Annotated in this window: 18 protein-coding genes and 1 other RNA gene; 13 read left to right on the top strand and 6 right to left on the bottom strand. The window is 60.4% G+C overall.

The features are described from left to right. Positions 1 to 8: 8 nt before the first annotated feature. A complete protein-coding gene (locus AUP74_RS16825) occupies positions 9 to 605 on the bottom strand; it encodes a LemA family protein (protein WP_069948574.1) in 597 nt (198 codons plus the stop codon). Positions 606 to 836: 231 nt separating this feature from the next. Between AUP74_RS16825 and AUP74_RS16820 the strand changes: the two genes are divergently transcribed. Continuing rightward, on the top strand, positions 837 to 2,027 hold the full coding sequence (locus AUP74_RS16820) for an acetyl-CoA C-acyltransferase (RefSeq protein ID WP_069948573.1): 1,191 nt from the start codon (positions 837 to 839) through the stop codon (positions 2,025 to 2,027). A gap of 93 nt (positions 2,028 to 2,120) precedes the next feature. On the opposite strand, the gene AUP74_RS16815 is transcribed toward AUP74_RS16820, so the two are convergent. The 4 genes from AUP74_RS16815 to AUP74_RS16800 form a co-directional block, all read right to left on the bottom strand. Next, complete coding sequence (locus tag AUP74_RS16815; protein WP_069948572.1) at positions 2,121 to 2,720, bottom strand: BON domain-containing protein; 600 nt, start codon at positions 2,718 to 2,720, stop codon at positions 2,121 to 2,123. 3 nt (positions 2,721 to 2,723) lie between these two features. Further along, positions 2,724 to 3,314, bottom strand: a complete 591-nt coding sequence (locus tag AUP74_RS16810) for a D-sedoheptulose-7-phosphate isomerase (RefSeq protein ID WP_069948571.1) — start codon at positions 3,312 to 3,314, stop codon at positions 2,724 to 2,726. Between the two features lie 66 nt (positions 3,315 to 3,380). After that, the gene (locus AUP74_RS16805) at positions 3,381 to 3,740 is read right to left on the bottom strand and encodes a YraN family protein (protein ID WP_226999837.1); all 360 of its coding nucleotides are present in this window, start codon (positions 3,738 to 3,740) and stop codon (positions 3,381 to 3,383) included. Positions 3,741 to 3,765: 25 nt separating this feature from the next. Continuing rightward, positions 3,766 to 5,685 carry a penicillin-binding protein activator gene (locus tag AUP74_RS16800; protein WP_069948569.1) on the bottom strand — a complete coding sequence of 640 codons (1,920 nt, stop codon included), beginning with the start codon at positions 5,683 to 5,685 and terminating at the stop codon, positions 3,766 to 3,768. 36 nt (positions 5,686 to 5,721) lie between these two features. Here AUP74_RS16800 and rsmI point away from each other — a divergent pair, with 36 nt between their 5' ends. Together rsmI and rnpB are read left to right on the top strand one after the other, a co-directional pair. Then, complete coding sequence (gene rsmI / locus AUP74_RS16795; protein ID WP_069948568.1) at positions 5,722 to 6,564, top strand: 16S rRNA (cytidine(1402)-2'-O)-methyltransferase; 843 nt, start codon at positions 5,722 to 5,724, stop codon at positions 6,562 to 6,564. A gap of 64 nt (positions 6,565 to 6,628) precedes the next feature. Further along, positions 6,629 to 6,985, top strand: an RNA gene (gene rnpB, locus AUP74_RS16790) — RNase P RNA component class A. A gap of 173 nt (positions 6,986 to 7,158) precedes the next feature. Here rnpB and AUP74_RS16785 read toward each other — a convergent pair. Then, positions 7,159 to 7,953: a thioredoxin family protein gene (locus tag AUP74_RS16785; RefSeq protein WP_069948567.1), complete on the bottom strand. Its 795-nt coding sequence runs from the start codon at positions 7,951 to 7,953 to the stop codon at positions 7,159 to 7,161. A gap of 545 nt (positions 7,954 to 8,498) precedes the next feature. Between AUP74_RS16785 and mraZ the strand changes: the two genes are divergently transcribed. From mraZ to murG, 10 genes are all read left to right on the top strand, one after another. Further along, positions 8,499 to 8,942: a division/cell wall cluster transcriptional repressor MraZ gene (gene mraZ, locus AUP74_RS16780; RefSeq protein WP_069948566.1), complete on the top strand. Its 444-nt coding sequence runs from the start codon at positions 8,499 to 8,501 to the stop codon at positions 8,940 to 8,942. Positions 8,943 to 8,963: 21 nt separating this feature from the next. Next, positions 8,964 to 9,905 carry a 16S rRNA (cytosine(1402)-N(4))-methyltransferase RsmH gene (gene rsmH, locus AUP74_RS16775; RefSeq protein ID WP_069948987.1) on the top strand — a complete coding sequence of 314 codons (942 nt, stop codon included), beginning with the start codon at positions 8,964 to 8,966 and terminating at the stop codon, positions 9,903 to 9,905. Then, on the top strand, positions 9,902 to 10,177 hold the full coding sequence (gene ftsL / locus AUP74_RS16770) for a cell division protein FtsL (protein WP_226999836.1): 276 nt from the start codon (positions 9,902 to 9,904) through the stop codon (positions 10,175 to 10,177). Before rsmH ends, ftsL begins: the two co-directional genes overlap by 4 nt. Before the next feature lie 27 nt (positions 10,178 to 10,204). After that, positions 10,205 to 11,968: a peptidoglycan D,D-transpeptidase FtsI family protein gene (locus AUP74_RS16765; RefSeq protein ID WP_069948564.1), complete on the top strand. Its 1,764-nt coding sequence runs from the start codon at positions 10,205 to 10,207 to the stop codon at positions 11,966 to 11,968. Continuing rightward, positions 11,965 to 13,473 (top strand): UDP-N-acetylmuramoyl-L-alanyl-D-glutamate--2,6-diaminopimelate ligase, encoded by a 1,509-nt coding sequence (locus AUP74_RS16760; protein WP_069948563.1) that lies wholly within the window; start codon positions 11,965 to 11,967, stop codon positions 13,471 to 13,473. Before AUP74_RS16765 ends, AUP74_RS16760 begins: the two co-directional genes overlap by 4 nt. Beyond that, on the top strand, positions 13,473 to 14,858 hold the full coding sequence (locus AUP74_RS16755; RefSeq protein ID WP_069948562.1) for a UDP-N-acetylmuramoyl-tripeptide--D-alanyl-D-alanine ligase: 1,386 nt from the start codon (positions 13,473 to 13,475) through the stop codon (positions 14,856 to 14,858). The genes AUP74_RS16760 and AUP74_RS16755 overlap by 1 nt, the downstream gene beginning before the upstream one ends. After that, positions 14,858 to 15,943: a phospho-N-acetylmuramoyl-pentapeptide-transferase gene (gene mraY, locus AUP74_RS16750; RefSeq protein WP_069948561.1), complete on the top strand. Its 1,086-nt coding sequence runs from the start codon at positions 14,858 to 14,860 to the stop codon at positions 15,941 to 15,943. Before AUP74_RS16755 ends, mraY begins: the two co-directional genes overlap by 1 nt. 98 nt (positions 15,944 to 16,041) lie before the next feature. After that, a complete protein-coding gene (gene murD, locus AUP74_RS16745; protein WP_069948560.1) occupies positions 16,042 to 17,427 on the top strand; it encodes a UDP-N-acetylmuramoyl-L-alanine--D-glutamate ligase in 1,386 nt (461 codons plus the stop codon). Beyond that, positions 17,424 to 18,662 carry a putative lipid II flippase FtsW gene (gene ftsW, locus AUP74_RS16740; protein WP_083261069.1) on the top strand — a complete coding sequence of 413 codons (1,239 nt, stop codon included), beginning with the start codon at positions 17,424 to 17,426 and terminating at the stop codon, positions 18,660 to 18,662. Before murD ends, ftsW begins: the two co-directional genes overlap by 4 nt. Beyond that, positions 18,662 to 19,774: an undecaprenyldiphospho-muramoylpentapeptide beta-N-acetylglucosaminyltransferase gene (gene murG / locus AUP74_RS16735; RefSeq protein ID WP_226999835.1), complete on the top strand. Its 1,113-nt coding sequence runs from the start codon at positions 18,662 to 18,664 to the stop codon at positions 19,772 to 19,774. Before ftsW ends, murG begins: the two co-directional genes overlap by 1 nt. The last annotated feature ends 19 nt before the right edge of the window (positions 19,775 to 19,793 follow it).

Raw genomic sequence — 19,793 nt, 5'->3', positions numbered from 1 at the left:
GGGCTACCTCAGAATTCCACCCGCGGTGCGGCCTGAAATTGCTCTGAGTCGGAAAACTCCAGCAGGCGGGCGTCGTTCCGGTGGCCGAAGAAGCCAGCAAAGAAAACCGGGGGAAAGCTCTGCTTGTAGATGTTGTAAGTCATCACGGAATCATTGAAAGCCTGCCGGGCGAAGGCGACCTTGTTTTCCGTGCTGGTCAGCTCCTCGGTGAGCTGCATCATATTCTGGTTGGCCTTCAGGTCCGGGTAGGCCTCCATAACCACGTTCAAGCGCCCCAGCGCGCTGGCCAGCGCTCCCTCGGCCTGACCGAGCTCTGCGATGGCATTGGGGTTGTCCGGGTGTGCGGCGGCGCTCTTCAGGCCAGCGAGAGCCGTGTTACGGGCGCTGATCACTGCCTCCAGGGTTTCCCGCTCATGCTTCAGGTAGCCCTTCGCAGTATCCACCAGGTTAGGAATGAGGTCGTAACGGCGCTTGAGCTGCACCTCGATCTGGGCAAAAGCATTTTCGTAGCGGTTCTTGAGTGACACCAGCTTGTTGTAAATGCCCATCACGTAGAAGAGCAGGGCGGCGATGGCGACTAGCCAGACGATGGTAGAAACTTCCATGGTGTTCCTTCTTTGCAGTTGTTATCCCGGCCGCACTTGGCGCGGCACTGGCTCCGGATCATACCATGCGCTGCTGGTCAGAATTGGGGCCCAAATCCCGCCCGCAGGTCGTTCTAAAGGCGGATGGCCGGGGAGGGTGGCGGTTCGGTTATACTGCGCCCCGAAATAATGAATCCGCCCGTGCCCCGCGACTGTGTGGTGGGCAACGGGTCAACTTTGGGAGCAGCCAGTATGAGTGAAGTAACTTCAGATCCAGTGGTCATCGTCGGTATGGCCCGCACCCCGATGGGCGCCATGCAGGGCGCGCTGTCGGCGCTGAGCGCCCCGCAGCTGGGGGCAGTAGCGATCAAGGGTGCGCTCGAGGATGCCGGTATCGCCCCTGCAGAGGTGGATGAGGTATTGATGGGCTGTGTGCTGCCGGCCGGTGTGGGCCAGGCTCCCGCGCGGCAGGCCGCACTGGGTGCCGGTATCCCCCAGGGCACACCTACCAGCACAGTCAACAAGGTCTGCGGCTCGGGCATGAAAACGGTGATGATGGCCCGCGACGCCCTGCTGGTCGGTGATGCCAAGGTAGTAGTGGCCGGCGGTATGGAGAGCATGAGTAATGCCCCTTATCTGCTGCCTAACGCCCGCAGCGGCATGCGACTCGGTCACGGCAAGGCCCTGGACCACATGTTCACCGATGGTCTCGAGAATGCCTACGACGGCCAGCTGATGGGCACTTTTGCCGAGTGCACCGCTGACAAGTACAGCTTTACCCGGGAGGAGCAGGACGCGTTTGCTCTGGAATCCCTGGCTCGCGCTAGCAGCGCGATCGACAGTGGCTCATTCGAGCGTGAGATCGCCCCGGTGACCGTAGCCTCCCGCCGCGGTGATGTAACGGTTTCCGTCGATGAAGGACCCGGTAACGCGCGCCCGGACAAGATCCCGCAGCTGAAGCCGGCATTTCGCAAGGATGGTACCGTGACTGCGGCTAACGCCAGCTCCATCTCTGACGGCGCCGCTGCGCTGGTGCTGATGCGCGAGAGCGAAGCCAAGGCGCGTGGACTGAAAGCACTGGCTGTCCTCAAGGGGCAGACGCAGTTTGCCCAGGAGCCGGAGTGGTTCACCACGGCTCCGGTCGGGGCGATGCAGAAGCTGCTGGAAAAAACCGGCTGGAATACTGATGAAGTCGATCTGTTTGAGATCAACGAGGCCTTTGCGGTAGTGACCATGTCGGCCATGAAAGAGCTGGGCCTCCCCCGCGACAAGGTCAATGTGAACGGCGGTGCCTGTGCGCTCGGCCATCCGCTGGGCGCCAGCGGTGCGCGGATTCTGGTGACCCTGCTGGGTGCGCTGGAAAAGCGGGGCCTGAAAAAAGGCATCGCCAGTCTCTGTATCGGTGGCGGCGAGGCGACTGCAGTCGCGATTGAGCGAGTGTGACAGTCACGCTAATGCAGCAATAAAAAAACGGAGGCTCAGGCCTCCGTTTTTTATTTCCGAGAGTCGCTGTCCCTGCGACCAGTGACCAATGGATCAGTCGATATATTCCACCGCCTTGACCACTTTCTGCACACCGCCGATACCGCGGGTGGCATCGGCAGCCCGCTCTGCCTCGGCGCGGGTCAGCAGGCCCATCAGGTAAACAACACCGTTTTCGGTGATCACGTTGATGCGGCCGCTGTCGATCTCCTTATTGGCCAGCAGGTTGCTGCGCACCTTGGTGGTCAGCCACGCATCGCTGCTGCTGGCAAGCAGTGAAACTTTGCCGCGCACCTGAATCTCGTTGTAAACCTGGCGCACGTTCTTGACCTGCTGTGCAGTTCGGCCCGCTAACAGGCGCAGCTCGTTATTGGGTACCTGTCCGGTGAGCAGGACAACGCCGTTGAACACATTGACGTTGATGTTGGATGCTTTCAGATCCGGGTGTGCCTTGTTGACATTGACGGTGGTGACCGTCTCGATCTTCTCGTCATCAAGATAGGTGCCCAGTGAACGCTCACCCGGGTCCTCCTGGATGGGGCCGTCATTGGTTGCCTCCAGCACGGTGGCACAGCCACCCAGCAACACAGTGGTGAGCAATGCGGTCAGCAGGGATTTTTTCCCGTTATTCAAACTATTCAAAAATCGGTTCATTTATCAGTCCTCGTAGCCACCGAACAAACTGCTGTCGATGAGATCGCACAGGCAGAAAATGGTTAGTAGATGTACCTGGTGCACCTCTGCTGCGACTTCAGAAGGCACGCGCAGTTCAATATCGTCCATATCAAGAAGCGCAGCACAGTCACCGCCGTCACCACCGGTCAGTGCCAGGATGCCCATATCGCGGTCTCTGGCGGCCCGCATGGCCTGCACCAGGTTTGAATCGCGACCGTCGTTGGAAATAATCACCAGCAGGTCTCCGGGCTGACCGAGGGCCCGCACCGGTCGCGCAAAAGACTCCGCGCGGCCATGATTACGCACCACGGTGCCAAGGGAGACGGCATCACTGCTGAGGGCGATAGCCGGCAGTGCCGGGCGCTCCCGTTGAAAGCCTCCCTGCATCTGCGCGGCGAAGCTCTGTGCCAGGGCCCCGCTGACGCCATTGCCGCAGAGCAGCAGCTTGTTCTCACCCAGCAGGGTGTGAACGATCATATCGCTGGCCTCGGCAATCAGTGGGGCCAGTACCTCGCCGGCGTTCATGGTTGCCTCGAGGCTGCGGTGAAAAAGGGTGACGACTCTCTGTTCCATTCCCTGCCTATTCGTGCGGTTCTGAGCCCGCTTTTGTATCAGTCAGGCCTTCTGGCCGTTTACAGCTCAATGCGCTTCAAAGGCGCTTTTTATCCACTCGATCTGTTGGTTACTGCCGACGCCGTCAATCGCAACGACATCAAAGCGACACGTACAGTCCAGCCGTTTTTGCTGCAGGTAGTGATTAGCCGCAATGAGCAGTTTCTGCTGCTTGCGCCGGTCCACACTGGCGGCAGCGCCACCGAATGCGCGGGAGCGCCGGTAGCGAACCTCGACAAAGACCAGTATGTCTCCATCTCTGGCCACCAGGTCAATCTCGCCACAGTGAGTGCGGAAATTGGACTCGACAATATGGAGGCCTGCGGCAGCCAGATAGTGCGCTGCGGCCTCCTCCATTCGGGAGCCGATTGACTTGGCTTCTGTCACCAGACTCCCGCTGCTGTCCCTGCTTTTAAAGATTTTCACCGCTGCTGGATAGTTCGATGCTCTCTGCCGGCGGGGCCAGTGGCTCCACCGCCGTGGTGATGGGCACCGGTGCCCCCTTGTCGATCCGCGCCCACACCTGTTCGCGCACGATACGGCCGTCAGCTGTCAGGCTCAGCGCACCGGTCAGGCCGTGGACCCGCTGCTCGGGGAACTGGCGCAGCATGGGGAGGCGCGGAAAGAGGCGGAAAGCATCTGCGCCCAGCGCATACAGTCGCGCGAAGGCCGGCGCAGGGGACGCCTGGGACTCGATTGCCTGCTTGGTCTGGTTCTCACCCTCGAACAGCCACGGCAGGGCGGTAAAGCGAACGCCGTTGATATCCCTGTCCCGCTCCCGGTTAACCGTGCCGGCGAATACCTGGGAAGTGGCGAACACCGGCAGGTCGCTGGCATAGAAGAAGGCCAGCATCGGATTGATCTGGCGGGCCTGTTCCGGCTGGGCGAGGAGGAACAGCATGTCCACATCGCCGCGTCGACGGGGGGTGAACTCCATTGGCGCAGCCAGCTGGCGACGCAGGGCGGCTTCCCGGGATTTACTCTCCGGGATCAGCAGGGTGTCGCTGACCAGTTTGGAGAAGTTGCTGCGGTCGTGGAATGTGCGGCGGACGCTAACTGAGCCGCCCAGCTGCTGGAATTCCTCGGTAAAGGCATCGGCACCGCGCTGCCCCCAGCCGGAATCACCGGCGAGGATCATGGCCTGGCGGTGGCCCTGGCGGTAGGCCTGACGGGCAACCTGACGCGCCTCATCCTCAATTGCCAGCCCGAACTGCACCAGGTCACTGGTCAGGCGGCCTTCATCGGCATAGTTGAGCGCCAGGGTGGGCACCGGCAGCTTCTCGGTAGCCACCAGGTTAGCGACCTTCTGCTTGTCTAGCGGGCCTACGATGGCCTGGGCGCCGGCGTTGACGGCTTCCTGGTAGAGCTCATCGAACGGCTTTTCGGTGCCGGTATCGTAAACCTGCACTTTCGGAGTGGGCGCCCCCGCTTCCAGGGACGTGTAATAAGCGGCCATAAAGCCGTCGCGAATCGCGCGGCCGGCACTGCCCAGTGGGCCGGACAGTGGCAGTAGCAGGGCAACATGGTCAGCCCGCTGCGCTGCCAGTTGCTCCAGCAGGCGCAAGGCCTGAGGCGGGTTGCTGGCAGCAGTATGTCGTGGCCACTGCTGACGCCAGCGGCTGAGAGCGGTCAGCTGGGAGCTGATATCGGTCTGGGTGTCGCGTCCTACCAGGGCCAGCTCGTACCAGCCCCGCATCAGCGGATCGTTGGTTTCATCTGCGCGCAGATGCAGCTCGCTGGAGGGCAGCTGGGTAAGCAGTTGCCAGAAGCCGTCGTTATTCTCGGCGACCATCTCCGTATCCTGGGCCATCATAGCGATCTGCTGGCGCTCGGCGATGGCGCTGTCCAGGTCCCCGAGCAGCCCCCAGAGGTCGGCCCTAAGGTCTCGCAGAGGCAGGGAGGTTTCCCGCGGAAGCTGTAGCCAGGTGCCGTCGAGGCGCGGCGAGGCAGCCAGGTCGAGAGCCCGGAAGAACTCGTCGTCGGAGGCCAGAATGTTGCCGTAGACATGGGCGTAGCGGGCAAACTGCACATCGCTCAGCTGGTTCGGGTCGATCTGTGTGACCGCTTCACGGGCGCCCTCAGCCTCACCCAAGTCGTATAGAATGGCCGCCGCCTGCAGGCTCTGCTGGTCGCGTTGGGGAGACGGCAGGCTCCGGGCGCTCTGCAGTAGTTGCTGGGCGCTGGCGCGGCTCGCCGCAGGGCCGGTGACCGGCATCTGGGGCTGGGCGCCAGGCTTGGGCGCCGGTGTCTGGCAGGCGGCCAGGGCCAGAGCCAGTGCGCCGGCGGCAACTCTGGCGAACATCTGAGGCGTGCGCCGGGACTGGGCGGACATATGCTTCTCCCGCAATTCTTTAAATCGGAGTGAACAATGGGGTCGGATCAGGTGCTATATGTAGTCGCAACACCGATTGGCAATTTGGCGGATATGGTACCGCGAGCCATTGAAGTTCTACAATCCGCCGACCTGGTGGCGGCGGAAGACACACGTCACAGTCAGAGACTTTTTTCCCACTTCAGCATCACAACGCCGCTGGTTGCCTACCATGACCACTCGGACGACAAACGTACCGGCGAGTTGTTGGCCCAGCTGGAGGGAGGGCGCACTATCGCCCTGATCTCCGATGCGGGCACCCCCCTGATCTCCGATCCCGGTTACCGCCTGGTCCGCGAGGCTCGCAGCCGCGGCATTAAAGTGGTTCCTATCCCCGGTGCCTGCGCGTTTGTGGCCGCGCTGAGCGCTGCGGGCCTTCCCAGTGACCGCTTCAGTTTCGAAGGTTTCCTGCCGGCCAAGCCCGGTGCCAGGGCCAATGCCCTGCAGGCGCTGGCCGCTGATCCGAGGACCCTGGTTTTTTACGAGGCGCCCCACAGGGTCGCGGATACGCTCGATGCGATGACAGAGATTTTCGGAGCCGAGCGGGAGGCGGTGATTGCCCGGGAGCTGACCAAGGCGTTCGAGACCTTCCATCTGGCCCCGCTCCAGGAACTGGCAGCCTGGGTACGGGCGGATAGTAACCAGCAGCGCGGAGAAATTGTGTTGATGGTGCGAGGAGCGGATGTCAGCCAGGCCGGGGAAGTGGACGCGGAAGCGCAGAGAGTCATGAAGCTGCTGATGTCAGAGCTGCCACCGAAGCGTGCCGCCGCACTGGCCGCGGAGATCACCGGGGTAAAGAAGAAGGCGCTCTATAACTGGGGGCTGGAGCAGAAATCCTGACCAGACTGGACGCCAGTCTCAAATAGTCCTTGCGCGCGGGCGGCGGCCTCATTAGGCTTGCGCGCGAGCTGGCCGGACAATCGCTGTTTCCCTTCGGGGGAGTGGAGGAAAGTCCGGGCTCCATAGGGTGGGACGCCAGGTAACGCCTGGGGGGCGCGAGCCTACGGAAAGTGCAGCAGAGAGTAGACCGCCGATGGCTTCCTAGGAAGCACAGGTAAGGGTGAAAGGGTGCGGTAAGAGCGCACCGCGCGGCTGGTAACAGTCCGCGGCACGGTAAACCCCGTTCGGAGCAAGACCAAATAGGCCCTCTACAGGTGTGACCCGCACTGAGGGCGGGTAGGTCGCTTGAGGTGTCTGGTGACAGGCATCCCAGATGAATGATTGTCCTCGACAGAACCCGGCTTACAGGCCAGCTCATTTATTTTCCAAGTCGTTCCGTAATTGAGTCTGGGGAACGGCTTGCAGCAGGCAACGGCCCGCCACGAGATTACCGGCAACGAGTTGGCCTTCTCAGTAGGGGCGTTGACTGTTGGTGCTTGCGGTTATCTCCTCAGCCCTTCATTGATCAGCTCTGATCACTTATTTCCATCCGCTTCAGTCGCCTGACGGGGACTTTTCCCAGTCAAAGGCCGGATAGACCGGAAATTGGAGTGAGAAGCCCTCTTCTCCTGATTTGATTTGGGCTTTCGCCTGGTGGCGAAGCGCTAGTAGGTCATTCGGTAGCTTGGAGCGCATTTCGTAAAGCTGTTGCCAGTAGTCCTGGAAATTGTCGGGTTTGTCGCCCGCTTTGTAGCTGGCCAGCATTGGACCCACGACGCCGAAGCCGCGGTAGATGCGTTCTGCCTGCACCCGCTCAAATTCATCGATCTGTGCCATCAGGCTGGCCAGTGGTTCGCGTTGTTCTATTGGTTCCAGTGGTTCTAGTGGCACATTTCGCAAGGCGATTAGTTTCTCCTGGACTTCGTCGGAGCTGAAGCTGGCGGCGTTGCTCCAGATGTGCAGTGAAGACCGATTAATCAGCTGTTCCGTTTCCGGATCGATCGCCAGTACCGTGGGAGTGCCAAAGATAACCGGCAGGCCGAAGCGGCGATTGATTTCAAAATTCTTCTCAAGAAAGCCCACGTCCACAAACTGGATCTCGAACGCTTCGGAAACCGTTTCGGCCACTTCTTCTGACTGGAGGCTGGTCGCCAGCGCGCGGCTGTCGTGACACCAGTTGGCCCCCATGATGATCAGAGCCCGTTTTTTGTGCTGTCTTGCAGTGGACAGGGTGTGATCGACGGCCTCCATGGCGTCATCCACGGGCAGATACACCCGGCCGGAATCGCTGGCGACGGCGCCCACAGCGATGATCAAGGTGCAGGCCAAGCCAAGCAGAAAGCGTTTCACGGGTTGTGTCCTTTTTATTGTGAGTGCGGTCATTTGTTGGGCGCGGAGTGTCCCTTTGGGTAATTATGCGTCAGAGAGGGGGATCTAGGCAGGGGTTACCGGTAAATAGCGATCTCGATGATTATGCTGCTTTTTTGGTGTTTAAAAAGCATTCAAACTGGTGTGAGTGTTCGCTTGCGGCCCTTTATTCAGTCACCTCCGATCGAAAGTTAAAGTAGTCTCTTAAGTTTAAAAAGTGAGTACTTGCTTCAGGCCCGATAATTTGGCGGGAAAATTCCTCATATTGAGCTTCATTAACCCCGCAGCCCGCGAATTTACTGGGTTTTCTTCGTTTTCCTTCCGTCTATTTCCTTGACTTTGCACCATCCAGATTTATAGTGTCGGAGGTGGAGAAAAGTGGAGTTTTGTGGGTTTTGGTGGTTTGTGCGGGCGAGTGAGTGGGTATTTACCACTGTCTGCATGAAAAACACACAGGATTTCCCGTTAATAACAGCGCGCCCAGGTGGTTTGAGGGGGCAGAACTCGGGTTTCAAGCGGACACATTCGTGTATCTCGGTAGCCACGCTATCAATATGGACGCCAAGGGGCGTCTGGCGATTCCAGCGCGCGTTCGCGACACGCTGCTGGAGGAGTGTGCCGGCAACCTGGTAGTAACCGCCCACACCGAAGAGCGTTGCCTGCTGGTTTATCCCGAGCCCCAGTGGCAGGAAATTCTGCCAAAGATCGAAGCACTGTCTAGCTTTAATAAAGTGGCCCGTCGCGCCCAGCGGCTGTTGATCGGTTACGCCTGCGAATTGCAGGTGGACGGCAACGGCCGTGTGCTGATTCCGCCCACCCTGCGGGAATACGCCGGGCTGGAGAAGAAGCTGATGTTGGTGGGGCAGGGTAAGAAATTGGAGCTGTGGAGCGAAGACCGCTGGATGGAATGGCTCGACAGCAGTGAGGGTGATGGCGAGATGCCGGAGGAGATGGCTTCGCTGTCGCTGTAGCAAAGATAGGAGATGACCCGGGTGTCACAAGAGTTGCATCGCAGTGTGTTGTTGCGCGAGGCCGTGGACGCCCTGGTCACCGATCCGGGCGGTTTTTATATCGATGGCACCTTTGGCCGTGGTGGTCACAGCGCTGCGATCCTTGAGCGGTTGAATGAAAGTGGTCGCCTGCTGGCGATCGACAAGGATCCAGAGGCAGTGGCCTACGGCAATGAGCGTTTTGCCGGTGATCCGCGCCTTTCAATCTGGCACGGCTCTTTTGCCGATATGGACCGGGCTGCTGAGGATGAAGCAGGGCGCGTGACCGGCATTTTGCTGGACTTGGGGGTTTCTTCCCCCCAGTTGGACCAGGCCCAACGCGGTTTCAGCTTTATGCAGGATGGGCCGCTGGATATGCGCATGGACACGACCCGGGGTATCAGTGCCGCCGAGTGGGTCAATACCGAATCCGAGTCGGAATTGGCGCGAGTTTTCAAGGAGTATGGCGAAGAGCGCTTCGCTCGCCGTATGGCTGGGGCCATCGTGCGCCGACGCGCGGAGCGCCCCTTTGAGCGCACATTGGACCTGGCGGAGGTGGTCAAAGAGGCAAACCCCGCGTGGGAGAAGGGCAAGCACCCAGCCACGAGGGTATTTCAGGCCATTCGTATCCATGTGAACGGCGAGCTGGACGACTTGCGCCAGGCGCTGGAAAAGTCGATTGAGCTGCTGGCACCCGGCGGGCATCTGGTGGTGATCAGCTTCCACTCGCTGGAAGACCGGATGGTGAAACGATTTATCCGTGAGAAAGAACGCGGACCGGCGATACCCAGGGGGCTTCCGGTAATGGACAGCCAGATCAAAAAGACGCTGCGGTCAGTCGGCAAGGCTGTCAAAGCCGAGGCCGAGGAACTGGGTGAAAACGTCCGTTCACGCAGTGCGGTAATGCGCGTGGCTGAGAAGCTGGGTATGGAGCGGGCAGCGTGAAGCCGAAACGGGGGTTGATGCTCGCCGGACTCTGGCTGGGGGTGATTGCTTCGGCACTGGCGGTGGTGCATACCACCCACCGCAGTCGCACCCTTACTGCGGCGCTGGTAGACGCGCAAAAAGAGCGCGATGAGCTGCGCTTTGAACAGGAGCGCCTGCTGCTGGAGAAGGGGGCCTGGTCCGCATACGGGCGCATCGAGCAGGTGGCGCGGAAAAAACTGAACATGCATATGCCGGATTCAGACGAGCGCGTGCTGGTTCCGGAACAATAATTTTCATAAGGGCCTTTGGGGAATTTCATGGGCGCGGTCAAAAAACAGCAGTTACAGCCGGGTATCGCCCGCTGGCGCTTTGCGCTGGTGGCGGTACTTCTGTGCCTGCTGGCCGTGACTCTGGTATTCCACCTGGCGCGCCTGCAGGTACTGCCTGCGGAGGAGCGGGGCTACCGGTTCCTGCAGGATCAGGGGCGGGCCCGCACGATTCGCACGGAAGAGATCGCCGCCTACCGCGGCGCCATACTGGATCGCAATGGTGAGCTGCTGGCGGTAAGTACGCCGGTGCAGACGCTGTGGGCGAACCCGCAGCACCTGAAAGAAGCCAGTGCAGAGGAGCTGCGTCAGCTCGCTGCCGCCCTCGAGGTGAAGCCCGCGACACTGGCCAAGCGCCTGCAGAAATACGCCAGCAAGGAATTCATGTACCTGCGCCGCCACCTGTCGCCGGAGCAGGCTGGGCGCGCTCTGTCGCTGGATATTCCCGGGGTCTACAGCAAGAAAGAGTACCGCCGCTTCTACCCTGCCGGTGAAGTGGTGGCGCAGCTGTTGGGCTTCACCAATATCGATGACCGGGGCCAGGAGGGGCTGGAGCTCGCTTATGACAACTGGCTGTCCGGTCAGCCCGGTCAGCAGCAGGTACTGAAAGACCTGAAGGGCCGCACGGTGCAGGATCTCGCTACCAAGCGCGAGGCCCGTCCCGGTCGTGACCTGCGTCTTTCCATCGACATGCGACTGCAGTATCTGGCCTATCGCGAGCTGAAGCGTGCGGTCAATGAAAACGGCGCCGCTTCCGGTTTCATGGTGGTTCTGGATACCCGCACTGGCGATGTATTGGCCATGGCCAATCAGCCGTCATTCAACCCGAACAATCGCAAGGGTGTTACGGCGGCAGCCATGCGTAACCGCGCGCTGATCGACCAGTTTGAACCCGGTTCAACGGTGAAGCCGCTGACTGCGCTGGCGGCGCTGGAGAGCGGCCGCTACCAGCCTCATACCCAGATCAATACCAGTCCCGGATATATACGCCTGCCGGGCAAGACACTGGTAGACCCGGTCAACTACGGCCGCATCGACCTGACCCGGGTGATTACCAAATCAAGCCAGGTCGGCATCACAAAAATCGCCATGGATCTGGAACCAAATACCCTGCGGGAACTCTTTTACCGCCTGGGTCTCGGTGAGGCGGTCGGCAGCGGCTTCCCGGGAGAGGCCGCGGGCATCCTGCCCAGTCGAAGTCGGTGGCATCCAATCGAGCTGGCCAACTTCGCATTCGGCTACGGTTTAACAGTAAATGCCGTGCAGCTGGCACAGGCCTACAGCGTTATCGCCAATGCCGGGCTCAAGCGCCCGGTTTCGCTGGTTTTGACGGATGGCAAAAGGTCTCCCGACGAGGGAGAGCGCGTGGTCGAGGATGCCCTGGCGCAGCAGGTTACCGCCATGCTGGAAACGGTCATCGGTGATGAGGGTACTGGCCGCCGGGCGGCGGTGGATGGCTACCGCGTGGCCGGCAAGACTGGCACTGTCCATAAAGTGGGCAGCGAGGGCTACGTGGACAACCGCTACCGCTCGGTATTCGCCGGTTTCATCCCCGCGGATAATCCGCGTCTCGCGGCGGTAGTGGTGATTGATGATCCCAGCCATGCCAAATACTACGGCGGCGAAGTGGCGGCTCCGGTATTCGGTGCGGTCATGGAAGGTGCCATGCGACTGTTGCAGGTGCCGCCGGAAGAGGTTCCCCCGGCGGACGAGCAGCTGGCCGTGCAGCTGGGCGAGAGAGGTAAGAAATCGTGAATCAGCGCAAAGTTTCCCTGCAGCAACTGGTACCGGGTTACGCCGGCATCCCCGACGTTGAGGTTTCCGGTGTCGCGCTCGACAGCCGCCAGGTGCGTGCGGGTGATTTGTTTGTGGCTCTGCGCGGCAGTGTCGTGGACGGACGGGAATATATTGGCGATGCGATCGCGTCCGGTGCGGCTGCGGTACTGGCCGATGGTGACCAGCTGGATACTGTCACCCGCGAGGGTGTGATGGTGGTATCCGTGCCGGGGCTGGCCAAGCGCGTGGGCGAGATAGCCGCACGTTTCTGGGGCAATCCCACCGAAGATATCTATCTGGTGGGGGTGACCGGCACCAACGGCAAGTCCACCTGCGCCTACCTGACTGCACAGCTGCTGGCGTATCACTTCGGCAGTGCCGGCGTCATGGGTACGATCGGCAACGGTATCTGGAAAGATGGCCAGATCACACTGGAGGACACCGGTCTTACGACGCCGGACCCGGTGCGGCTGCAGGCAGATTACGCCGCATTCCGCGATCAGGGTGTCAAGGCCGCGGCAATGGAGGTCTCTTCCCATGCGCTGGCCCAGGGGCGCGTTCATGGTCTGATCTTCGATACCGCCATTTTTACCAACCTGTCGCGGGATCACCTGGATTACCACGGCAGCATGGCGGCCTATGGCGCAGCCAAGGAAAAGCTGTTCGGCCTGCCGAAACTGAAGCGCGGCATCATTAACCTGGACGACCCGTTTGGTGCCCAGCTGGCCGACCGCTGTCGACTGCGCAACTTGAAAGTGATCACCTATGGCCTGCAGGCCGGGGATTTACATGCCACTGACCTGCACCGTCATGAGACCGGCTTCTCCGTCCAGCTGACCACGCCCTGGGGTTCCGGCCGTCTGGAAGCGCCGTTGATTGGTGACTTCAACATTCACAACGCGCTGGCGGTAGTGGCTGCGGTTGCCGCTTCCGGGATGCCGCTGGAAGACATTCTCGAGACATTTCCGAAAATCCGCGCTGTTCCTGGTCGCATGGAGCGCGTTCGGGTGGAGGGAATGGAGGACGAAGTCAGTGTGCTGGTGGATTACGCCCACACACCGGATGCCCTGCGGGCGGCGTTGGCTGCAGCACGCCCCTACTGCCGCGGCCGTCTGTGGTGCGTCTTCGGCTGTGGTGGTGATCGGGACACTGGCAAGCGAGCGCCGATGGGTCGCATCGCATCGGAGATGGCGGACCGTGCCATCGTCACCAGCGACAACCCGCGCAGTGAAGACCCGCAGAAAATTATTGATGACATTCTCGAGGGCGCCGCGAGCAATATCGAAGTGGAGGTGGATCGTGCCAAGGCGATTGAACTCGCTGTCACCGGCGCCCAGCCGGGCGATATCGTGCTGATCGCCGGTAAAGGACATGAGGATTACCAGATCATCGGCAGCGAGCGCTTCCATTTCTGTGATCGCGAGCAGGCGGCTGCCGCCCTGGCCAAGCGACACGCCTCTGCAGATGACGAGGGGATGCGCTGATGATCGCCCCGCTGACCCTGGAACAACTGCAGAAGCGCTTCGGCGGCGAGCTGGTCAACGGTTCGGTCTCCTTTGAGCGAGTCGGTACCGATACCCGCAAACTGGATGAGCAGGGCCTGTTCGTTGCGCTCGTCGGTGAGAATTTTGATGCCCATGATTTTGCCTCCGAGCTCGAAGGCAAGGTACTGGGCCTGGTGGTCGAACGGGAGATTGCCGGGGTATCGCTGCCGCAGTGGGTCGTCGAGGACACGACGGTCGCACTGGGGCAGATTGGCCTGCTGTGCCGTGAACAATTCCAGGGACCGGTGGTCGCCATTACCGGTTCCTGTGGCAAGACCACGGTCAAGGAAATGCTGGCGGCGATATTCTCGCAACGCCACAACGTCTGTGTGACCCGGGGCAACCTGAACAACCAGTTCGGCTTGCCGATGACCCTGTTTGGGCTCACGCCGGAACACGACGTGCTGATTCTGGAGATGGGTGCCAATGGTCCCGACGATATCGGCTACCTGTGCGGTATTGGCAAACCGCAGATCACTGCGGTCAACAACGTGATGCCGGCGCATGTGGAGGGCTTCGGTTCCGTGGACGGTATCGCTGCCGCCAAGGGGCAGATATACACATCCCTGGCTCCCGGCAGCACTGCAGTCATCAACGCGGACGACGATTATGCCCGCTACTGGCTGGAGCAGATGCCGGAGGATGTGAAGACGCTGGCGGTTGGCCTCGGCCATGACTGCGCTATTCACGCAGACAACATCGCCATGGATGAGCGCGGTTCTCCGCGATTTGACCTGGTGATCGATGAAGTGGCCCATCCGGTGCAGTTGCAGTTGTTGGGTGAACACAACGTACACAACGCGCTCGTTGCTGCCGGCTGTGCTTTTGCCGCGGGGATCCCGGCTGCGGAAATTGCCACAGGCCTTGCCCACGCCGGCTCCGTCGGCGGCCGCCTGCAAGTGCACAGCGGGCTCGGCGGAGAGACGGTGATCGACGACAGCTACAACGCCAACCCCGGCTCCGTGGCTGCGGCGATTGAACTGCTGGCGCAGCGACGTGGCAAAAAAATACTGGTCCTCGGCGATATGGCCGAACTGGGTGCCGATGCGGAGCGGATGCACCGCGAAATGGGTGAGCTGGCCCGCGACCGGGGCCTGGATGCGCTCTTTACCCTGGGGCCGCTGGGTATGGCGGCCAGCGTGGCTTTTGCCGAGGGAACCGGCAAACCGCGGCATAACTTTCGCGAATACCGGGCGCTGGTTGAAGTGCTCAAGCGCGAATTGGATAAAGACACCACAGTGCTGGTGAAGGGTTCCCGCAGCGCGCGTATGGAGCGTGTAGTGCAGGCACTGACAGAAAGCGCGGACGCGCAAGAGGAAAACTGATGCTGCTCTGGCTGGCAGAACTACTGCAACAACATGTGAGTGCCTTCGCGGTATTCAATTACCTGACCGTGCGCGCCATCCTGGGTGCACTCACTGCGCTGGGTATTTCCCTGCTGGTTGGTCCACGCATGATCACCTGGCTGAACCAGCTGCAGGTGGGTCAGGCAGTGCGCGACGATGGTCCTCAGACGCACCTGAGCAAGTCCGGTACGCCAACTATGGGCGGTACCCTGATTCTTGCTGCCATTTTCTCTGCCGCACTGTTGTGGTCCGACCTCAGCAACCGCTATGTCTGGGTCACCCTGCTGGTGACCTTCGTTTTCGGTGCTGTCGGCTTTGTGGATGATTACAAGAAGGTAGTGGAAAAGAATCCGCGCGGCTTAATCGCCCGCTGGAAGTACTTCTGGCAGTCAATCGCCGGTCTCGGTGCGGCGATCTATCTCTTTATGAGCGCCACTACTCCGGCCGAGACCCAGTTCTTTGTGCCCTTCTTCAAAGATATCGCCATCGACCTGGGGCCGGCTTTCTTCATCGTGCTGACATACTTCGTGGTAGTGGGCTCGAGCAATGCGGTGAACCTGACCGATGGTCTCGACGGTCTGGCCATTATGCCCACAGTGATGGTCGGCGGAGCGCTGGGGATTATTGCCTACCTGGTTGGTCACGTGGAATTTGCTGAATACCTGCATATTCCATCGATTCCCGGTGCCGGTGAGTTGGCAGTCTTTTGTGCTGCACTCGGTGGCGCAGGCCTCGGCTTTCTCTGGTTCAACACCTACCCGGCGCAGGTCTTCATGGGGGATGTCGGTGCACTGGCCCTCGGCGCTGCGCTTGGAATTATCGCCGTAATTACCCGGCATGAAATTGTGCTTTTCATCATGGGTGGTGTGTTCGTGATGGAAACGGTATCGGTGATCCTGCAAGTGGCCTCATTCAAGCTGACAGGCAAGCGTATTTTCCGCATGGCACCGTTACATCACCATTTTGAATTGAAAGGGTGGCCCGAGCCGCGCGTGATCGTGCGCTTCTGGATCATCACCGTAGTACTGGTGCTGGCGGGGCTCGCCACACTGAAACTGCGCTAAAGAACTGAATAGACTAGAACGACAAAAATTTATAAGCGAATCGACGGAACAGCACCAGGAAGAGCATAAAAGGCGCAAAGCGTACTGGATATTAACGGATGACATTGATCGCAACTTCACAGCAGAAAGTGGTAATTGGGTTGGGCGCTACCGGTGTATCGGTGGTGCGTTACCTGCTGCGTGCCGGTTGTGTTCCCGTGGTGCTCGACAGTCGTGCGCAGCCGCCGGGGCTGGAGGAATTCCGCAAGCAGTTTCCAGATGTACCGGTACAGCTCGGTCCGCTGGACGAGGATTCGCTGCTCTCTGCCAGTGAAATTATTACCAGTCCGGGTGTCGCCCTGGCCGAACCGGCCCTGCAGCGCGCCCTGGCAGAGGGCATTCCGGTCGTTGGAGATATCGAACTGTTCGCGCGGGAGATTAATGGCCTGGAACAGCCGCCCAAGATTGCTGCGATTACCGGTTCGAATGGCAAGAGCACCGTCACCACGCTGCTGGGACAGATGGCACAGCGTGCCGGCATCCGCGTCGGCGTGGGCGGCAATATCGGTGTGCCTGTACTGGATCTGCTGGAGCAGGGGCTGCCAGAACTTTACGTACTGGAGTTGTCCAGTTTTCAGCTGGAAACCACCCACACGCTGGCGGTGACAGCGGCCACCATTTTGAATCTCAGTGAAGATCACATGGACCGCTATCCGAGTATGGCGGCCTACCATGCCGCCAAACAGCGGATCTACCGCCATGCGCAGCAAGTAGTGGTCAATCGCGATGACCCCCTGACTCGTGCCCCTTTGGCGGAGGGGGTAAAGGAGTGGAGCTTTGGCCTGGACACTCCGGATCTCGGGCAGTTTGGTCTGCGGCTGGTCGAAGGCGTGGAGTGGTTGGCCCAGGGCGTAACCAAACTGATGCCGCTCGAAGATATGGCCATGGTTGGCCGCCATAATGCGGCCAATGCGCTGGCGGCACTGGCCCTCGGCCATGCGGTGGGCCTGCCGATGGAGGCGATGTTGGCCGTTTTGCGGGAATTCCCCGGGCTCATCCACCGCTGTGAACGCATCGGCGATATCGATGGTGTGGTCTTTGTGAACGATTCCAAGGGCACCAATGTCGGCGCTACACGCGCGGCACTGGAGGGGCTCGGTTCCAGCGAGAAAAAAATAGTCTTGATCGCCGGCGGTGAAGGCAAAGGTGCCGATTTCTCCCCGCTTGCGGAAGCGGCGACCGCCTTGCGTGGGTTGGTGACCATCGGTGTCGATGGCCCGAAAATTGCCGCCGCGCTTGCCGGTGCCTGCACAGCAGAAAGCGCCGATAGCATGGATCAGGCAGTGGCTGCGGCGATGGCGATGGCCGAGTCGGGAGATTACGTGCTGCTGTCTCCGGCCTGTGCCAGTTTCGATATGTACCGGAATTTTGAGGCTCGCGGGGAAGACTTCCGTCGTGCCGTCACTGCGCTTGGCGCCAGTGTGCCGGCAGGAGGTGCGCAGTGAGTCGCACAAAAGAGAAGTTACAGCAGCTCGCAACCGACAGCAGTGGTGGCTTCAAGGCGGAGTGGGTTTTGCCGTTCAGCGTCCTCGCTCTGGCCAGCATTGGTGTCGTGATGGTCGCATCGGCATCCATCGCGTTTGCCAGTGATACTTACGGTGACCCCTGGTTTTTCCTGAAGCGCCACCTGATGTTTCTGGGGTTGGGTCTTGTGATTGCCACGGTGGTAAGCCAGGTGCCGCTCTCTGCCTGGTCACGCCTGTCCTGGCCACTGCTTTTGTTTGCCTGCATGCTGCTGTTGATCGTGCTGGTGCCCGGTATTGGGCGCGAGGTAAATGGCAGCCGGCGCTGGCTGTCGTTCGGCCCGATTACGGTGCAGCCGGCGGAGGTGGCGAAATTCTGCCTGCTGGTGTTTTTTGCCAGTTTCCTGACCCGCCGCAATCAGCAATTGCGCCACTGGAGCAGCTTCATGGTGCCGGTGGTCATTCTCGGTCTTGTGGCACTGTTGTTACTGCTGCAGCCGGACTTCGGCTCGGTAGTAGTGATTTCCGGTACCGTGCTCGCGATGGTATTTCTGGCTGGCGCGCGCTTGCCGCATACGTTCACGCTGGTGGGGTTGGCGGCCTGTGCACTGGCGATGATGGCAATGATGAGCCCCTACCGGTTGCAGCGCCTGACCACTTTCCTGGACCCGTGGCGGGACCAGTTTGCCAGTGGTTACCAGCTGACCCAGTCGCTGATTGCCTTTGGTCGCGGTGAATGGCTTGGTGTCGGTCTCGGTAATAGTGTGCAGAAGCTGTTTTACCTTCCTGAGGCGCACACGGATTTTATTTTCGCCATCCTCTCTGAAGAGTGGGGCATCGTTGGCGGACTGTTAGTGATCGGACTGTTTGCGCTGCTGACCTGGTCGCTGTTACGACTGGTGGGCCAGGCGCTGGCCAAGCAACAGTTTTTTGCTGCCCTGCTGGCTTTCGGAATTGCGGTACTTCTCGCCGGCCAGGCTTTTGTGAATATGGGTGTGGCCTCCGGGCTGCTGCCAACCAAGGGTTTGACGTTGCCGTTCGTCAGTTCAGGCGGTAGCAGCCTGGTGATCTGTTGTGCGCTGTTTGCACTGGCGCTGCGCATTCAGGCCGAGCTGCAGGAGTCAGGCGCCGAGAAGAAAGCCGAAGGCAGTGTACGTAAATTGCCGATTTTCAATCCGCTGCAACTGGGTGACAGGGCGCAGGGGGAGGCGGCGTGATGGCTGAGAAGACCATGAAGACAACGGCCGCAGTCGATTTTTCAGGCAAGAAATTTTTGCTGATGGCAGGTGGTACAGGCGGCCATGTCTTTCCTGCGCTGGCTGTGGCCAGAGCGTTGCAGGAGCGGGGCGCGGAAGTCGAATGGCTCGGCACCCAGCGCGGTATCGAGGCCCAGTTGATCCCGGATGCAGGAATTCCGCTGCACTTTATTACCGTCGAGGGAGTGCGTGGCAAGGGCAAGCTGGCACTGTTGAAAGCACCGCTGAAAATTATGGGTGCTGTTCGTCAGGCATTGGCAGTGATCAAGGAAGTTAAACCGGACGCGGTGCTCGGCTTTGGCGGTTATGCCACCGGACCGGGTGGCGTGGCGGCCAGGCTGCGCGGCGTTCCGCTACTGATTCACGAGCAGAATGCCGTGGCCGGCACCACCAACCGATTGCTGGCCAGGATTGCCAATCGCGTGTTGGAGGCGTTCCCCAGTGGTCTTGGCAGTGGGGAGCTAGTCGGCAACCCGGTGCGTGAGGAAATTGCCCAGTTGTCCGCTCCGGAAGAGCGAATTGCAACGGAACGCCCACTGCGGCTGTTGGTGCTGGGCGGCAGCCTGGGCGCGGTCGCTATCAACGAGGTGGTACCTCAGGCGCTATCACTGGTAGAAGAGTCGATTCGCCCCCGGGTCACGCATCAGGCTGGCCAGCGCCATCTCGACGTGGCGCGCGAGAGCTATCGCCAGGCTGGCATAGAGGCGGAAGTGGTGCCTTTTATCGCTGACATGGCCTGTGCTTATGGGCAGACAGATCTGATTATCTGCCGAGCGGGAGCCTTGACGGTATCAGAGATCGCCGCTGCCGGGGTGGGTGCAATCATGGTGCCTTTCCCGTTTGCCATCGACGACCATCAGACGAAGAACGGCGAGTGGTTGCAGGAGGCGGGTGGCGCAATTGTGGTGCAGCAGGATGTCATGGGAGCCGAGCAGATGGCCGGCCTGTTAAGTGACCTCTTTGCGCAACCGGAAAGGTTGCTGGTCATGGCGAAAGCCGCCCGCAGCGTTGCTCGCACGGATGCCACTGAACGTGTGCTCGAGGCCTGTGCAGCAATGATCGGCAACAAATGAGAGTTTCGGCGGAGGTATA

The sequence above is a fragment of the Microbulbifer aggregans genome, from assembly GCF_001750105.1.
Lineage (GTDB): Bacteria > Pseudomonadota > Gammaproteobacteria > Pseudomonadales > Cellvibrionaceae > Microbulbifer > Microbulbifer aggregans.
Note: the sequence above shows the minus strand (reverse complement) of the source record. Positions and strands in the feature narration are given on the sequence as shown.

What these genes read in the sequence shown, in the direction of transcription:
- AUP74_RS16815 (WP_069948572.1), bottom strand. Translation starts at nt 2,720, where the DNA reads ATGAACCGATTTTTGAATAGTTTGAATAACGGGAAAAAATCCCTGCTG.
- AUP74_RS16825 (WP_069948574.1), bottom strand. Translation starts at nt 605, where the DNA reads ATGGAAGTTTCTACCATCGTCTGGCTAGTCGCCATCGCCGCCCTGCTC.
- murG (WP_226999835.1), top strand. Translation starts at nt 18,662, where the DNA reads ATGGCTGAGAAGACCATGAAGACAACGGCCGCAGTCGATTTTTCAGGC.
- AUP74_RS16800 (WP_069948569.1), bottom strand. Translation starts at nt 5,685, where the DNA reads ATGTCCGCCCAGTCCCGGCGCACGCCTCAGATGTTCGCCAGAGTTGCC.
- murD (WP_069948560.1), top strand. Translation starts at nt 16,042, where the DNA reads ATGACATTGATCGCAACTTCACAGCAGAAAGTGGTAATTGGGTTGGGC.
- AUP74_RS16820 (WP_069948573.1), top strand. Translation starts at nt 837, where the DNA reads ATGAGTGAAGTAACTTCAGATCCAGTGGTCATCGTCGGTATGGCCCGC.
- AUP74_RS16755 (WP_069948562.1), top strand. Translation starts at nt 13,473, where the DNA reads ATGATCGCCCCGCTGACCCTGGAACAACTGCAGAAGCGCTTCGGCGGC.
- mraY (WP_069948561.1), top strand. Translation starts at nt 14,858, where the DNA reads ATGCTGCTCTGGCTGGCAGAACTACTGCAACAACATGTGAGTGCCTTC.
- AUP74_RS16810 (WP_069948571.1), bottom strand. Translation starts at nt 3,314, where the DNA reads ATGGAACAGAGAGTCGTCACCCTTTTTCACCGCAGCCTCGAGGCAACC.
- AUP74_RS16765 (WP_069948564.1), top strand. Translation starts at nt 10,205, where the DNA reads ATGGGCGCGGTCAAAAAACAGCAGTTACAGCCGGGTATCGCCCGCTGG.
- rsmI (WP_069948568.1), top strand. Translation starts at nt 5,722, where the DNA reads ATGGGGTCGGATCAGGTGCTATATGTAGTCGCAACACCGATTGGCAAT.